The sequence below is a fragment of the Halobacillus sp. A1-3 genome (assembly GCF_050971765.1).
Classification (GTDB): domain Bacteria; phylum Bacillota; class Bacilli; order Bacillales; family Halobacillaceae; genus Halobacillus; species Halobacillus mangrovi_B.
This window is the reverse complement of record NZ_JBPCEO010000002.1, coordinates 255,210-271,654: the sequence shown is the minus strand read 5'-3', so window position 1 is coordinate 271,654 and position 16,445 is coordinate 255,210. Positions and strand designations below refer to the sequence as shown.

Sequence of the window (16,445 nt, the reverse complement as noted above, 5' to 3'; positions counted from 1 at the left end):
AACTGGCTAGATCAGAAAAGCGTTGACAGAATCCTAGCACTTGGGTATGATATGAACTGTTAGTGATAATGAGAATCTTTATCAATTGATTTTAGGGTATAAAGACGGATGATTAAGATTCTACATAGAATTTGAGAAGAAGAAAGGATGAACGAATGTGAAAAAGTTTTGGCTTTTTGCACTTATTTTAATGCTAACCGTTCTTGCAGCTTGCGGCGGTGGAGAAGATACAGAAGAATCAGGAGGATCAGAGTCTGAAGGTGAACAGTCCGAAGAAAAGTCTGACGAATCCCGCTCTGTAACGATCGAAGATGCTATGGGTGAGAAGACGATTGAAGGAACACCTAAGAAAGTAGTTGTTTTGGAATGGACGTATGCTGAAGATCTTCAAGCACTAGGAATGGAGCCGGTTGGTGTCGCTGGTCTAGATTCATATGGAGACTGGGTTGACGTAGGCATTCCGTTTAGCGATTCTGTTAAGGATGTAGGAACACGTGCGGAACCGAATCTTGAAGCAATTTCCCGACTTGATCCAGATTTGATCATTGGAGTTAAATTCCGTCATGAAGGAATTGCGGATAAGCTTGAGTCAATCGCACCTACGGTTATGTTCTCCCCATATTCTGAAGAAGCGGCCCAAGACCAATATAAGAATATGATTGATGAATTCAATACAATTGCAAAAGTCGTTGATAAAGAAGATAAAGCAGATGAAGTATTGAACAACATGGAAAAAACATTCAAAGAGCAGCAAGAACGTCTTAAAGAAGCAGGTAAAGATGGTATGGACTATGTGATCACTCAGGCGTTCACTTCCCAAAATACACCAACGCTTCGCTTGTTTACAGATAACTCGATTGTTGCTAAAGTCATGAATAAGATGGGTATGAATAATGCCTATGAATCAGACAAGCTGGAAATATACGGCTATACATCTACAACGGTAGAGACGTTGCAAAATTATCAGGACGCAAACTTCTTCTATATCGTTCAAGAAGAAGATAATATCTTCACGAATCAGCTGAAAGGCAACCCGGCTTGGGAAAAACTTAAGTTTGTGAAAGAAAATCGTACGTACAAAATGCCTGGAGATACTTGGACATTTGGCGGACCGCTCTCTGCTGAAGTTCTTGCTAAGCAGGTCGTGGATGCAGCTGTAAAAGAGAAATAAAGTGAGTGGATAACATGAACGCTACGTTCAGAAACACAATGATCGCGGTTCTCACCTTTGGAGGTGGGACCGCATTGTTGTGTCTTTTAACTTTTATACATATTAATCAGGGGAATGTGGAAATCCCATTGGGCACCGTCGTAGAGGCATTAATGAATCCTCAGGATACCATTCAGCATCATACGGTGAGAGTCTTGCGTCTTCCTCGAGCCGTGATGGGAATTATCGCTGGCGGAGCACTTGCTGCTTCGGGGGTTATTTTACAGACAGTCACAAAAAACCCATTGTCTTCTGCAAGTACATTGGGAATTCATTCAGGCACGTATTTCGCCGTCGTAGTAACCACGATTTTCTTCCCGTTTGCGATGTTCGCAAATGGAATAGCTACGGCGTTTATCGGCGGAATTACGACGTTTGCCATTGTTTATCTCCTTTCAGGTGCAGGTAATGCAACACCTGTACGAATGGTTTTAGCCGGAATGATTGTCACCTTCCTCTTTTCTTCGCTAACTTCTGTTCTGCAGATTTTTTATGAGAATGAAACCCAGGGGCTGTTCTTGTGGGGTTCAGGGACACTCGTTCAAAACAACTGGGACGGTGTGCAATTCTCGCTTCCGCTTGTGGCGCTTGGGTTAGTGATCGCCTTCGGGTTTGCGAGTAAGCTGGATACGCTGACGCTAGGGGATGATGTTGCGACTGCTCTGGGTCAAAATGTCCGAACCGTCAAATTCATTTCGATTCTTGCAGCGGTCCTTCTTACAAGTGTGACCGTGAGTATCGTCGGGCCGATTGGATTTGTCGGACTTGTGGCCCCACACCTTATCAAGTTGATTGGATACCGCTCGCATATTCCTTTATTGATAGGATCAGCTTTATGGGGCGGAAATGTTCTGCTTGGGGCGGATGTGTTGGCCCGGATTATCGACCCGTCGTTTTCGGAGCTGCCGGTCGGAGCCATTACAGCATTAATTGGTTCCCCTTGGCTAATCTGGCTTGTGCTAAGAATGAAACAGGAGGGGAACAATCAAGAGACAGGCTCGGTTATGGCGGGAAAAGCTTCAGCGAATCTTTCGCTTTGGAAAGTGACGCCAGTATTAGGGCTTGTAATTCTGCTCACTTTATTTGTCAGTATGGCGTCAGGGAATTACGGATTTGAACCACTCGTTGCTTATGACGCCTTATTTGGGCAGTCGAACGAATTCATTAAAAACTTCATCCTGAATTTAAGGCTGCCCCGTGCCCTGGTTGCTTTATTCAGTGGAGCAATTCTTGCTGTCAGCGGACTGATCTTTCAAGGAGTACTGCGAAACCCGCTGGCTGATCCTTCCGTGATCGGAATTACATCAGGTGCCGGTGTCGGTGCTTTAATGACGATGTTTGTATTCAGTGTTTCCGCCTTCTGGATACCTGTAGGAGCAATGGTTGGTGCGCTTATCTTCTTCTTAATTGTGATGGCTTTAGGTGCAAAAGCAGAGTTCCAGCCAACCGTACTAGCGCTATTGGGAATTGGTATTTCCGCTTTTGGCTCAGCGATTATTCAAATTCTTGTTGTTCAATCTGATTTAGGTGTCGCTTCTGCCTTAACATGGCTGTCAGGAACGACTTATGCAAAAGGCTGGGCTGAGCTATTGCAGTATCTGATCTGGCCCATCATTTTGTTCATTCCGCTTTTAGTATTCTACATCAAAACGCTTGATGTCTTGTCGCTAGGGGATGATACAGCGAAAGGGCTTGGACTCCGTGTCCGTTCGGTTCGTTTTCAAATGGCCTTAATCGCAACTTTACTTGCAGCATGCAGTGTTGCCGCTGTCGGTTCCATCGGCTTTGTCGGTTTAATCGCTCCGCACGTCGCGAGGTTATTAGTCGGAAGTGCCAATCAGAGGCTTCTGCCTGTAACGATGCTTCTGGGGGGCTTTCTACTGATCATTGCAGACTTGTTCAGCCGTACGCTATTGGCACCGAATGAAATTCCATCAGGTATTCTCGTTGCGTTAATTGGTGCGCCGTACTTTTTATGGCTAATGAAGAAAAGAGCGGCTTAGCTTTGGAATAAATCATTGAGGACCAAATCAAATGGATTTGGTCCTTTTTTGGATTAATATAATGGTAGTAGTCTTACTGTGATAGGATAAAAGTAATACAAAGATCGTAGGTGGGAGTGTTTCATTTGCATAAAGTGACTAGATGGATGTTAGCGATCACTTCTCTTTTCTTATTAACTGGCTGTATCAACAATGCTTCGTCTGTAATCCAAAGTGAGAACGTCTTGCCAAAAGATTTCCACAAAATTTCTTTCTCTCCAGAAAGAGGCTACTCTGAATTTCTAGTCATGAAAGCAACGGATCAAACTACTTTTAAAGAACTATGGGATTTTTACAACTTTAGTGGCGAAGTGTCGAACCCAGAGTTTGATGAAAATGGTGTTCTGTTCATTGGTACTTATGAGAATACCTGTGAGTCTGTGGTAAGCAGTACGAAAAGTATCGAGGGTAATCTTACGATTGATATCGATTCAGAGATGGGATCCTGCGGTGAGGATATCGCAATACCGAGGTCATTTATTGTGGAATGGGACAAAGATGATTTAAATAAGCTTAACCACGTGGTGTTTCCAGAAGGTCATGAAGAAATTAAGGTTCCTTTTAAAAAACTAGATGAAATAGAGAAAGAGTTATCAAAAAAAACTGAATAAATGAATCCTTTGCATACCTATACTAGATTGTCTCTTTTTTCATATATCAAGGAAAGAGGGGATTGTGAGAATTGCTGCAAGACCAGTAAAAAAACCAGTCCACATATAAGCACCTTGAACGATAGGTTGCTTATTTATTTATCGCCTTTTCTTAACCATTAAAAAAGATAAGTTAGTTATAGTTTGAGTGCTATATTTCATATTTTGTAGGGAACATAGAAGTAATACACTTATTGAGCACGTTGAAGGAGGAATCTAATGAAACATGCTTTGATTATAGGGGGGACCGGCATGCTTTCTGACTGCTGTGTGCAACTAGCGAAACAAGGTTACCAGCTTTCTATCGTTGCGAGAAATGAGGAGAAGATGGACAGGATTAAGAAGAAAATTGATCCAGTCAGTAAAATGACTAAGTTGCTGGTCGATTACACAGAAGAGGACAAGCTGCAAACCGCTATTCGGAAGGCTATCCAAATTCATGGTCCCGTATCACTCGTTGTCAGCTGGATTCACTCTACGGCTCCAAAAGCAGCCCAAGTTCTCATAGATGAAGTAGCTCTATCAGAAAAGCCTTTTCGATTCTTTCACATTCTTGGGAGTTCATCTGATCCGATTGCCTACAAAGAGTCACTTTCATTACCTTCACAGGGACATTATCGCACTGTATTGTTAGGTTTCGTTAAGGAAAAAGGAGGCTCGCGCTGGCTTACTCATAGTGAAATATCTAATGGTGTCGCAGAAGCGATCGAACAGGATGAACCATTTTGCACAGTGGGAGAGGTTGAACCATGGGAGGAGAGACCTGGATTTTAGTAATCAAACGAAGTTATGACTATTCATCGATTAAAATTGTAGAAATTGCTCGAAAAACTTCTGTTAATAAATCCATCTATTAATCTATAAATATCTCTTAGGAATCAATCTGACGTTCTCTATTACCCCCTCTTTTCATAGGATATATGGAAAGGGGGTGTTAACATGCCAACAATCCAAACCAAAGGACTCATTTACACGGTTAGGCCAGGAGACACACTTTATTCGATTGCTGCAACATACGGGAGCACGATCGCTGCAATTGAGAGAGCAAACTATTTGTTTCCCCCTGTGACCGATAGAGGGTTGATCTTCCCGGATGATGTACTAATTATTCCTACTTCCATTTCTAATCCAATTGTCAGTCATATTGTTACAAATGGAGACACACTTACAGCTATTGCTCAAACCTTTGATACTCACGTAGACCTGCTTGCAGGTGTAAACAAGCTGGCTAACCCGAATCTGATTTTCGTTGGGCAGCGTTTACTTGTTCCTGCATTCACCTATGAGATCGTCAGCGGCGATACCCTTTTTACTATCGCAAGCACGTATGGGGTTACCGTTTCAGACTTGGAAGAAACTAATGCAGATCGTCCTGGCTTCCAAAGAGATGTGATCTGGCCGGAATATCAGTTAATTATTCCGATTCCAACTTCAAGAAATATCTTTGTGACTAGACCTTTACCAGGTTCTACTATAGCAAGTGGTCAACAATTAGAGGGGTATGCCAGAGCTTTTGAAGCTGTTATCAATTATCAACTGAGAGACGATAACGGTGTTGTCGTAACCAAAGAGCGTTATGCAATGGCTGATGAAGGAGGTCCTGCGTACGGATTTTTCAGTACAACCATACCGTTTGATCGACAGCCGACGTCTAACACAGGAGAACTATGGGTGTACACGATAAGCGCTAAGGATGGAAGTATCCAGGACCTTATAAAGATTAGAGTATATTTTTGATAAGAAACTTTGTCTCGCTTATTTTGTTTTTCCGGTAATTTAATGTCGTAATAGATCATATAGAAAACACACGTTCTACTAAAATAGACAATCCTCTCCGTTGAAAATGAATGGACAAAAATTATAATAAAATTATACAAAAGATAGATTTGGACACTAATCAGTGGAGGGATAGGAAGAAAATGTACAAGCTCGTCAGGAAAAACAGTGGGAAAACAGAAGTGTTGAAGGATACTCTGATTCAAAAAGATAAAGTCTTTACTGAACTTGATGAAGCAAAAACATTAGCAGAAAAACTAAACTCCATCTTAAGAGATCAGCGGCTATGGGACGTGCAAAAATTTTAGGAGGCAGCGGCCTCTATTTTTTTTGCCTATTTATCCGTTTTATTTAATTTTTTCAATTCGATATAATTACCAATTGCCCCAATAGTGCCTCCAACGAAAAAAATAATAGGGATGTATGTATTGGTAGTTACTGGTACATCGGCGATCCATTCATAGAGGCCAACCATACATAATAGCAGACTGCTGAACAGTCCAATTTTGACTCGAAATTCTTTATTCATCGTATTCCTCCTAAAAATATGTGGATTGTGGTATTGAACCCACATGTTCTTTGTTTTCATTTATCCTTATTATCCCTTTCTCCTTTTCCTCTCCCTGTTCATTTTCCTTGTTCTCTTCTTGAAATTCATGAACCGATTGACCTGTCATGTAGTCAAAAGGCGTGTAGACGTCACTGAGAATACTTTTTCTAATCCACTTTAAATAGGACAATAAGGATGAGAGTGATAAAAAGCAAGGTAAATAATAAAGTGGAAAAGACAAATGGTCCTAAATGTTCAGCCCCTCCCAAAAAAAGATATCCATCTATTTTACATAGAATCATTCAACAAATTAATAGTATCATACACACTATGTAGTTTATCCTCCAAAAATGAAATAGAATCGATCAACTCTTCCGAACTATCACTGAAACTTATTCGTATGCTATGATAATACAAATGAAAACCGTAGGGGGCGTCGTTAGTGAAGGTTGAATTTATTAAATGTCATGGATCTGGGAATGATTTCATCATGATTGACGAGATGAACCAATCGTATGACTTCAGTGAAAGTGAACGTAAGGAATTGTCCATATTATTGTGTGATCGTCACGAAGGTATCGGATCAGATGGTATCCTTTTTGTAATGCCATCTGAAAAGGCCGAAGCGAGAATGCGTATGTTTAATTCAGATGGAACGGAAGCGGAAATGTGCGGCAATGGTTTGCGTTGTGTCGCACGCTATGTCATTGAAAAAACTGGAAAATCTGAAGTAGCCATTGAGACCGAAAAGGCGGTCTTAGCTTCTTCAAAAGTAGCAGAAATTTATCCAGGAATCGATACGTTCTCTGTCGCTATTGAGCCTGTTTCCTTCGAAGTGGCTTCGCTGCCAATGAGCGTCAGCAATGAACAACTGGTCGACAAGCAGATTCCAGAGCTCTCTGATAAGCGGACGTTTACAGCCTTAAGTGTACCAAATCCTCACGTTATCTCGATTATGAATGAGGTCGAACAGGATGAGTTATTGGAGGTTGGCAAAAAAGCGAACCATCTTCCAGAAGTTTTTCCTAATGGTGTGAATGTCAGCTTTGTGAAAATATTAGAGAAAAATAAAATATTCGTTCAAACCTATGAACGCGGTGTAGGATTAACGAACGCCTGCGGGACAGCGATGTCTGCATCTTCGCTCGTATCCACTATTTTAGGTCAGAATGAGATCGATACACCTATTGTAGTCATCAATAAAGGTGGTCTTGTGAACTGTGTTGTAGAAAAATCAGAAGAACGTTACTCGATCCAGCTGAGAGGGAATGGGACATATGTATATCAATCAGCCGTCGATGTTGATCTTGGTAATAAGGAGTTCCATGTTCATGAAAAGGTCTTTTTCAACGAAGAAAATCAGAAATATCAAGAGCTGGAAACCTACGCACAATCACAAATTGGAGGTGGATTTTCATGAATAAAGTATTTGAAGTGAAAACAAACCAGCATGACCAAATGATTGATGTCACATCTCAAGTAGAAGAATGGATCAAAGATGAAGGAATTAAGGACGGGCTAGTTGTTGTTTCATCCATGCATACGACCGCAGGACTAACAGTAAATGAAAATGCCGATCCTGATGTGAAAACAGATATGCTTAGACGGTTCTCGGAAGTCTATCCATGGGAGCATCAGGAAGACCGGCATATGGAAGGAAATACGGCAGCTCACATGAAGACTAGCACCGTCGGTCACGCTCAAACATTAATCATTGAAGATGGTAGTCTTGTACTTGGAACATGGCAAGGGCTATACTTCTGTGAGTTTGATGGTCCGCGTAATCGAAAATTTAAAGCGAAAATTATAGAAGGTTAGCTGGAAAAGAGCGGGCGTTGTCCCGTTCTTTTTTCTGATATAAATAAATAGATTTCCTTGATGAAACCAAAGGTAACATATTTCAACAAATACGAAAAAATCAGAAAAAAGTGAATTCCCGAACATTAATCATAACCATTGACCCACACATATTCCGTTGGTATGATTCTCCCTATGACAAAATAGATACAGTACCTTGTATAAGTTCAGGAATATGGCCTGAACGTTTCTACCAGCTACCGGAAATAGCTAGTCTACAGGGAGGAATAAACGATTATTCTCTTTCCCTATGTAAAAGCACCGGTAGTCTGCCGGTGCTTTTTTGTATTCAATAGGAGGGAACATCATGAGGAATTTCTTCAAGTTCAAAGAAAGAGAAACGAACTATCAAAAAGAAATGTTGGCAGGAATCACCACGTTTCTTTCTATGGCCTATATACTTGTCGTAAACCCGATCATTTTAAGTCAGGCAGGTATGGATAAAGGGGCGCTCTTCACAGCGACAGCATTATCCGCAATTGTCGGTTCGCTTTTGATTGGACTGCTTGCAAATTTTCCTGTTGGGATTGCTCCAAGTATGGGACTCAATTCATTCTTCACTTTTTCTGTAGTCATTGGAATGGGGATAGAATGGCAAGTCGCTTTAACTGGAGTTTTTATCGCGGGAATTATCTTTATGATTTTAAGTCTTCTTAAAATAAGAGAGAAGATTATTAATGTTATACCGAAAGATCTAAAACATGCCATTGCAGGCGGAATTGGCTTTTTTATTGCATTCATAGGTTTAAAAAATGCTGGTATTGTTGTAGGAAGTGAGGAAACGTTCGTATCCATTGGTAAGTTAACATCGCCGACTACTGCCCTCGCTGCGTTTGGCTTCATTATTACCCTTATGATGCTTGTGCGCGGTATTCGCGGTGGAATATTCTACGGCATTGTCCTTACAAGTATTATTGGCATGATCGTCGGGTTAGTAGAAGTTCCTAATGCAGTGGTAGGAGAAGTTCCTAGTCTTGAGCCAACATTTGGTGTCGTATTTCAACACCTGGGAGATGTGATGACACCAGAAGTCCTTGCTGTTATTTTTACATTTTTATTTGTGGCTTTTTTCGATACGGCAGGTGCCCTCATTGCAGTGGCAAGTCAGGCGGGTATTATGAAAGAAAACAAAATACCAAACGCGGGGCGAGCTCTTTTAGCTGACTCTACTTCTGGAGTCATGGGAGCGATTTTCGGAACGTCGACCACAGCTTCTTTTGTTGAATCATCAGCAGGGGTTGCTGTTGGCGGTCGGACTGGTTTTACAAGTGTAGTAATCTCTGTTTGTTTCTTTATCGCCTTATTTTTCTCACCAGTACTTGGCGTTATTACCCCTGAGGTAACAGCGCCTGCTCTTATCATTGTCGGTGCACTAATGGCAACAGAAGTTAGAGAAATAGACTGGAGCCGATTTGAAATTGTAGTTCCGGCATTTGTCACCATTATCATGATGCCGCTCACATTTAGTGTTGCAACTGGAATTGCTTTAGGGTTTATCCTTTATCCATTTGCGATGATTGCAAAAAGGGAATGGAAACAGGTTCACCCAATCATGTACTCTCTTGGCTGTTTATTTATTATGTATTTTGTATTTCTATAATATAATTCGCTTGTCGTGTAATTCTATAGACGTCGCAAGGGTGGTCCGTTACGGTTGAAAGTAACGGACCATTTTTATATATGGAGGGCAGGGGCTAAAATATGGTCAAACAATCATGTATCTTGAAACTGAGTCTTAAAGTAAAGGGTAGTTTAGTTGAATAAAGGTAGAGTAACTATGGATATAAATTAAAACCAGACAGAAAAGTCTATTTCTGTCTGGTTTCAGTATTAGAATGAGTATTCGTCTCCATCATCTGGAACCAAAACATTAGAGGAGATACCTTTTTCATTAGAAAAGGTCTTTAATTCTTCTCTTGATAATGGCCAGTGATTAACAGCTTCCATATGAACAGCAATAATTTTTGCGTTAGGAGCATTCTTATACACTTCATAGACATCATCTTTTCCCATGACCAAAGAACCTCCTTCAAAGAATTGATTATCTCCAGCATTTACCACAATAATTTCTGGTTTATGTGTCTCGATTACAGTTTGAACTTCCTCATACCAAACCGTATCTCCAGCAACATATAAGGTTTTCTCCGAGGAATGTTTGAAGACGACACCACATACAAGGCCAGTAAGTTTTAAGATTTCGCCTCTTCCATGTTCGCCTTTGGTTTTTATCAATTGAATACCTTCGAACATAGTATCTTCTTGTAAAACCTCTACATTTTTGAAGCCATCGTTTCGAATTTCTATCGCATCTTCTTCATTCTGGGAGAATATTTTAATTTCTTTTGGTAATGCTTCTTTAGCAGCAGCACCCCAGTGATCGGGATGCAGGTGAGTGACATCACCGCATCAATATCTTGAATAATGCTTTCGATGGATGTTGGTAAGCTTACCAAAGGATTGTTCTGATCCTGTCGTGGTGCGTTGGGGAAAGTCGGGTATGTTCCTTTCTAAGCAAGCATTGGATCGATTAAAAACTTTTTCCCAGAGTATTCAACACCTATTGTCGCATTTCGAATTTGGTGTATATTCATATCTAATTTCTCCTTTTCTTTCTAAATTACTAGGTTCAATGTATATTCTATAATATGACCTATAAATGGATATATAAAATTAATAAAGTCTTTTGGACGTTTTACTTTATTTTTGAAAGGAGTTAAATACATGTTAGATAGAACGGATTTTTCTTATCTTAGATGAACTTTCCAAGAACAGTCGCATTACAATGAAGGATTTAGGGGAGAAAGTCCACTTAACAGGACCAGCTGCATCAGCAAGGGTGATTAAATTGGAAGAGAGTGGAGTTATTGAGGATTATACGATTAATATTAATCAAGCAAAAATGGGGTATCCTGTTCACACAATAATTCATATCTATACCAAGAATCCAAATCACCATCCTTATCTCTCATATATAAAAAACAAGATCGTTACGTCGTAAACAATTACAAAGTTAGTGGAGAAAGTTGTTATCTCCTCGAATGCAGATTTCCATCCAGCGAGGTATTAGATGAATTTTTGACCGACATAAGTAATTATGTGAGCTATAAATTATCGATAGTTATTAATTATTAAATGAAAAAACCGTGTGAAAATGTTCTTAAACTAACGGATGGGGGGCAATTGTTCAATAAAGATGAAGATTAAGATTCTCTACTAAAGAAAAAGGAGCAGTTTACTTTAATAAATGGAGATGGTAGACAGATTGAAATGTCTATGCAAACAACAGAAAACAAATGAATTAAAAGTAGAGGGCGATGTGGGTGCAGATCCTATATGGTGTAATCGCTGTAATTGTAACCTTGACATAGAAGACACTCCAATTGAACTCGACTTGAAGTTGGAGTTAATGAAATGGATTGGGAAGTATGGTGAATGGATTGATTGGGATAATGGTGGAATAGTTCCTAATGGTGTTAAACTAGAAGAAGAGCATAATAAAGAAGGATTGAAACTAACAGAAAAAGTACAGAAAGAACTTGAAGGAAAATATAACGTTTTATTTTCACCTTCGACATTTGCAAAGGAATATCGATAGAATGCAGTCAATTGTTTAACGGGTGCTAAAGTTAAAGTCCCCCAAGATATATCTCAAAATCGAGTCTACATAAATGGGGGGCGATTGTTCAATAGTACCTTAGCTCTTTATTACATAAGCACAAGGAATATCAGGGCATTAAGCTATTTAACTAACAAAGCAGGTTCCTTTAAGAGATAAGGTGTATTTAAACTCCGGTCACTACACACCAAATTGTTTTAAATGGTGGTCAAAATGCTTGTAGATTCCTTTTCCCCATTGCTCAGAAGTAAGTTTTCCGAAAAAAGGATGTGGATGATCTGTACAAGCCTCTGGTCCATTCTTTTGAAATATTATTATTTTTTGTTTCAGTTTTTCTCTTTCTATATCAAAATCTCTTTTACTTGTAATTAAAATGGTTGGAATAGTCGACATATTGTGGTCTAAAGGTTTGTCATTATAAAAAATGGGTTTTGCAAATCTACCTACTAATAACCCTAACCAACCTCTTGGGGGTAAAGAGTATCCCATTGCGATATCTTGGAAGGCTGAGCAATGAGCTAACATTTGAGAGACATCCATCTTTCCCCATTTTGGTTGTGAATCTTCATTTAAGTTTCCGATACGATTTAATATCTCATCTGTATACGTGATCTCAAAAATACTATTCATTAGTATACTCCTTTAGTTTTTTATTTTAACCAAAAAATGCCCTTGATTATTTAATATATAATTCAACGTCAACGTTATTTAACCCTTTTAACTATACGGGTGCTTTAGTTTAAAATCTGCTTCAAGATATCTCGGAATTAAGTCTTTCATATAAGGGGGCGACAGCTGCATAGTGACTATCGCTTATTGTGCTAACAGAGTAGTTAAGTTAATGATTACGGTCTGATTACCTTTCAACAATCAGTTCAGTTTATTGGTGATGTAGAAATTAATGTTTATGTAAATTAAATGTAAGTATTGGCAGTATATTGATTGGAATGTTGGCAAATGTATGTGGGTAAAGTTCATCTATTTTTTGAGGGAAAAGGTGATATTTATGAAAACAACCCAGTCAAAAGACGGCACAACCTTGGCGTACGATGTTTACGGAGATGGTCCAGCACTCATTTACATAACGGGGGCAAGCTGCCATCGCTCATTTAAGCCCATAGTGCGAGATGCCAAAATATTTGCCACTCAATTCACTGTTTACAATTATGACCGTCGTGGACGAGGTGATAGTGGTAACACACTGCCTTATACTATAGAACGTGAAATCGAAGATATTGAAGCTATGATTGATGCGGCAGGCGGCAAGGCGTATTTGTATGGCCATTCTTCTGGTGCTGTAATCGCACTTGAGGCAGCACTTCGACTTGGCAACAAAGTGCAAAAAGTAACTATGTATGATGCGCCATATGTACGTGATGAGAAAGAAAAAGCCGAATACAAACAATTAAGCCAAAAAATACACAAACTTCTCGATAACGAGAAAAATGCAGAAGCAATGCTTACTTTTTTAAAGGGGATTGGGATGCCAAAAGTATTTGTTTTATTGTTGCCATTATTTCCTGGCTGGAGAACTACGAAAGCTCTAGCTCCAACCCTTGCTTATGATATTACTCTAACTCAGGATATGCCACCCGTGGAACGAGCTACTCAAATTTCCATACCTACACAAATAGTCGTAGGCGAAAAAAGCCCGCCCTCAATAAATGAGGTGGGTCTCCAACTAACAAAGGCAATTCCAAACGCAAAGTTTGTACAACTTGCAAAGCAAGATCATATGGTTAACGGAAAAAAACTGCTGCCAATACTTTCGAGCTTTCTCAAGGAATAATGTCTTAGCAACTAAATTATAAAACAATATATTGAAAAGAGTGGCTGAACTTTTTGGTCTAGACTATCTAGGATTCGTTAAATTCCAAAACAATACTTCAGCTTTCTATAATGAGAAGGCGTTTTCTTTGCCAATCAGATTTTGGAGCAAAAATTTAATGGAGTGGAGTTTATATTAAGGTGTAAAAGGCTATCGGGGCGTTAGGTTATGTTCTGCTCCAAGTTATCTCGAAATCAAGTCTTTAAGTAATGTGGGGTGATTATTCAATAAGAATAGTCGCCTTTTCTTTACTAAAGAATTAGGAGAAATAGTTAAGAGTCAACTTCAGAAAATTAACGTATGAAACTAAACTGATCGATTTCGTATGTATATTAGGAAAGGAGCTGGCTTATTTTGAATAATTCTAACTTGGCCGAGCTTATTTCAAATAGTGAGTTTGAAGAAGCTAGGGTTATTAAACACGAAATGGACATGGATGAATTTGAAAATGAAATAATGGAAATAGCGTTTGAAGAAAAAGATATTAGTGTTTATACATTCATCTATTACCTTTTAAGCTGGGAAGAAGATAGTAGGGTTACATCGAATAGCTTGTAACCTCATGGGTCATGTTTTTAAAGACTACAAAGGTGCATACAAATCAGGGTTATTCCATACGAGAAGGGCCATAGAACTTTCTCCTAATAATCTATTTTATAAAGAGATGCTATTATTCTTTGATTCAATTCCAAATAATCTAATTTCAATTCGGCTGAGAGAAGTAGGTGAATTCATTTTAAGCAGAGATCCAAATAATGAGACTGTAAAAGCATTCCAAAACTTTAAAAAGTGTAATAGTTTGTCTTAAAAGCGAGTCTTCAAGTATAGGGCTACTTTAATATACTTCTTCAACAAAAAAGCTTCAATATACACCATTTTATACGTTGGTGATACATTGAAGCTCTTTTCACATGTAGTTAATTGTTATAGTAATTAGAGATTGAGTCGGAAAAATTATATTTCAATAGATTACCATGTTTGTTGCTCTAATACAAAATGAAGTGAATAGAATAATATTCAGTGTAAAAGAAAAGCGTATGAAATCAAGATTTAAAATCTGGTTTCATACGCTTTTTTCACTTTAGTTAGAAATGTGAAACAGTACTTTTATACTTGTATCCGAGCTTCTTTTTAATATTATTGAACAGCAGCTTGCACGTCGATAACTCCATTTCCATAATAGAAGGAATCACCAAGAGAAACAGCTGTGTCATTTAATGTTTGTCTGACCTGATCATTAGACAATCCAGGATCATCTGCTAATAGTAAAGCAGCTGCACCTGCGACATGTGGACTTGCCATGGAAGTACCATTAAAGCGCTGATAATCATTACCTGGAACAGAACTTAAAATATCTACACCAGGAGCCATCACTTCTAGTTCAGTCCCAACACTGGAAAATGAGGCTCTATTATTAGCATCGTCTACGGCACCAACAGCCATGGCAGCGTCATATTTAGCAGGATAACCGATTGTGTTTTTCTTCCCTTTAGACCCTTCATTTCCAGCAGCAGCTACTACTAATAAGCCTTGAGCATCAGCATTGTTTACCGCTTGTTCTAGAGTGGCCGAACCACGGCTTCCTCCAAGACTCATGTTAATAATGTCCATGTCATTGCTAATGGCCCACTCAATGCCTTGAGCAATTCCACTGTATGAACCGCTGCCTTCACTACTTAATACTTTAACGGCGTAGAGCTCAGTAGATGGTGCTACACCCAGCACACCTAATGTATTATCTACACCTGCAACTGTTCCTGCTACGTGGGTACCATGACCATTCCCATCCACTAAGGGGTTAGGTTCACCGCTAACAAAGCTCTCTCCGCCAGCGACGTTTAAATCTTCATGTGCTCCATCAATACCAGAGTCCAGGACTGCTACCTTTACACCATTCCCAGTCGTTCCTTGAGCTTGGACATCATCTGCATTAATGTGGGAGATTCCATAGGGCGTCGTCTGACTAGTCGCCTGTGCGGTATGATCTTTTTCTACATAGGCCACATTAGGATTGTTGGATAATGCTTTTACTGCTTGTTCCGGCAGCTTAGCATGTACGACATTCATATATTTATATTCATGGAGTACTTTCCCTCCCACGCCTTTTACGGCATTTTGGTTCACTTTTGATTTAAAGCCAATTAAGTATTCTTCTACCTCTGCCTTTTGCTCCGCTGCTTTTTGAACTGAAGCTTGGGCTATGTTATTGAATGAAAAGACTAAAGCAAACACTAACATAATACCGGCTACTTTCCAGATGTGTTTATGCATTCAATTCCTCCTTTAATTTTTATTCAGAATTAGATTTAAATTCTGAATAGTATTAATATTATGATAACACGAGTGATAGGACTGGTGTGTGGGAAATGTGTATGTAAAAACACCCTCTTAAAGGGGGATTGAAGTATCAACTTGGGAAAGTTTAATAATGAGATTGATCATACAGCCTCATTTATAGATGATGTATCCAGCAATTATTAATTAGGTTGCTTGTATGACCCATAGAGCGGTTAATTTGAGTTGGATAAGTTTTCTAAAGAATGTGATAAGGAAAAATGCAAAACTCACAACCTCTTATCGCCTCAACTCTTGTAATACAAGTCTTTAACAATAGGGGGCGTATCTTTAACAAGGGTTGCGCCTCTTTATTTCTATTTATAGTCGGGGTGCGAAAATCTAAATGATGAAGTTTTCTCGTTATCATCAGTGGTAGATAATATGCAGCCTATAGGTTCTATAGACATACGGGATGATAAACACATTATTAATGCCAATGAAGAAACTGAAACTAGCAAGCAGAATAAAATAGATGAATTTGAATCAATAATTGCGGATATTAAATAAAAAAGTAAAAAAACCCAAATAAGCAAATTTAATAAGGAATATGTTAATGAGGATAAATTGTTTACCATTGCT

15 protein-coding genes, 2 pseudogenes and 1 riboswitch are annotated in these 16,445 nt (G+C 39.1%); of the genes and pseudogenes, 13 read left to right on the top strand and 4 right to left on the bottom strand.

Annotation, left to right across the window (positions count from 1 at the left end; translation table 11 throughout):
* Positions 1-157 precede the first annotated feature (157 nt).
* The 6 genes from ACRYKC_RS04140 (at position 158) to ACRYKC_RS04115 (ending at position 5,986) form a co-directional block, all read left to right on the top strand.
* Positions 158-1,171 carry an ABC transporter substrate-binding protein gene (locus ACRYKC_RS04140; RefSeq protein ID WP_433805415.1) on the top strand — a complete coding sequence of 338 codons (1,014 nt, stop codon included), beginning with the start codon at positions 158-160 and terminating at the stop codon, positions 1,169-1,171.
* A gap of 14 nt (positions 1,172-1,185) precedes the next feature.
* Positions 1,186-3,213 (top strand): iron ABC transporter permease, encoded by a 2,028-nt coding sequence (locus ACRYKC_RS04135; protein WP_433805414.1) that lies wholly within the window; start codon positions 1,186-1,188, stop codon positions 3,211-3,213.
* Positions 3,214-3,347: 134 nt separating this feature from the next.
* Entirely contained in the window at positions 3,348-3,863 is a 516-nt protein-coding gene (locus ACRYKC_RS04130) for a hypothetical protein (protein WP_433805413.1), read from the top strand.
* Positions 3,864-4,121: 258 nt separating this feature from the next.
* A complete protein-coding gene (locus tag ACRYKC_RS04125) occupies positions 4,122-4,676 on the top strand; it encodes a short-chain dehydrogenase (RefSeq protein ID WP_433805412.1) in 555 nt (184 codons plus the stop codon).
* Between the two features lie 165 nt (positions 4,677-4,841).
* On the top strand, positions 4,842-5,639 hold the full coding sequence (locus ACRYKC_RS04120) for a LysM peptidoglycan-binding domain-containing protein (protein ID WP_433805411.1): 798 nt from the start codon (positions 4,842-4,844) through the stop codon (positions 5,637-5,639).
* Between the two features lie 182 nt (positions 5,640-5,821).
* Positions 5,822-5,986 carry a hypothetical protein gene (locus ACRYKC_RS04115; RefSeq protein WP_433805410.1) on the top strand — a complete coding sequence of 55 codons (165 nt, stop codon included), beginning with the start codon at positions 5,822-5,824 and terminating at the stop codon, positions 5,984-5,986.
* 26 nt (positions 5,987-6,012) lie between these two features.
* On the opposite strand, the gene ACRYKC_RS04110 is transcribed toward ACRYKC_RS04115, so the two are convergent.
* A complete protein-coding gene (locus ACRYKC_RS04110) occupies positions 6,013-6,207 on the bottom strand; it encodes a hypothetical protein (protein ID WP_433805409.1) in 195 nt (64 codons plus the stop codon).
* A 463-nt stretch (positions 6,208-6,670) separates the two neighbouring features.
* Here ACRYKC_RS04110 and dapF point away from each other — a divergent pair, with 463 nt between their 5' ends.
* The 3 genes from dapF to ACRYKC_RS04095 all read left to right on the top strand — a co-directional run bounded on the left by dapF (position 6,671) and on the right by ACRYKC_RS04095 (position 9,685).
* Positions 6,671-7,648 carry a diaminopimelate epimerase gene (gene dapF / locus ACRYKC_RS04105; protein WP_433805408.1) on the top strand — a complete coding sequence of 326 codons (978 nt, stop codon included), beginning with the start codon at positions 6,671-6,673 and terminating at the stop codon, positions 7,646-7,648.
* Positions 7,645-8,046 (top strand): secondary thiamine-phosphate synthase enzyme YjbQ, encoded by a 402-nt coding sequence (locus ACRYKC_RS04100; RefSeq protein WP_433805406.1) that lies wholly within the window; start codon positions 7,645-7,647, stop codon positions 8,044-8,046. Before dapF ends, ACRYKC_RS04100 begins: the two co-directional genes overlap by 4 nt.
* 176 nt (positions 8,047-8,222) lie before the next feature.
* Positions 8,223-8,323: riboswitch (purine riboswitch) on the top strand.
* Between the two features lie 69 nt (positions 8,324-8,392).
* The gene (locus ACRYKC_RS04095) at positions 8,393-9,685 is read left to right on the top strand and encodes an NCS2 family permease (protein ID WP_433805405.1); all 1,293 of its coding nucleotides are present in this window, start codon (positions 8,393-8,395) and stop codon (positions 9,683-9,685) included.
* A 230-nt stretch (positions 9,686-9,915) separates the two neighbouring features.
* Here the strand turns inward: ACRYKC_RS04095 and ACRYKC_RS04090 are convergent.
* Positions 9,916-10,676: pseudogene (locus ACRYKC_RS04090) on the bottom strand (MBL fold metallo-hydrolase).
* Positions 10,677-10,806: 130 nt separating this feature from the next.
* Here ACRYKC_RS04090 and ACRYKC_RS04085 point away from each other — a divergent pair.
* A pseudogene (locus ACRYKC_RS04085) lies at positions 10,807-11,217 on the top strand (Lrp/AsnC family transcriptional regulator).
* Between the two features lie 118 nt (positions 11,218-11,335).
* A complete protein-coding gene (locus ACRYKC_RS04080; protein WP_433805404.1) occupies positions 11,336-11,680 on the top strand; it encodes a hypothetical protein in 345 nt (114 codons plus the stop codon).
* Positions 11,681-11,881: 201 nt separating this feature from the next.
* On the opposite strand, the gene ACRYKC_RS04075 is transcribed toward ACRYKC_RS04080, so the two are convergent.
* Entirely contained in the window at positions 11,882-12,331 is a 450-nt protein-coding gene (locus ACRYKC_RS04075; RefSeq protein WP_433805403.1) for a DUF1569 domain-containing protein, read from the bottom strand.
* Between the two features lie 376 nt (positions 12,332-12,707).
* Between ACRYKC_RS04075 and ACRYKC_RS04070 the strand changes: the two genes are divergently transcribed.
* Positions 12,708-13,490 (top strand): alpha/beta fold hydrolase, encoded by a 783-nt coding sequence (locus tag ACRYKC_RS04070; RefSeq protein WP_433805402.1) that lies wholly within the window; start codon positions 12,708-12,710, stop codon positions 13,488-13,490.
* Positions 13,491-13,898: 408 nt separating this feature from the next.
* Positions 13,899-14,087, top strand: coding sequence for a hypothetical protein (locus tag ACRYKC_RS04065; protein ID WP_433805400.1), 189 nt, complete (start codon positions 13,899-13,901; stop codon positions 14,085-14,087).
* Between the two features lie 579 nt (positions 14,088-14,666).
* On the opposite strand, the gene ACRYKC_RS04060 is transcribed toward ACRYKC_RS04065, so the two are convergent.
* On the bottom strand, positions 14,667-15,800 hold the full coding sequence (locus tag ACRYKC_RS04060) for a S8 family peptidase (protein WP_433805398.1): 1,134 nt from the start codon (positions 15,798-15,800) through the stop codon (positions 14,667-14,669).
* Between the last annotated feature and the right edge of the window lie 645 nt (positions 15,801-16,445).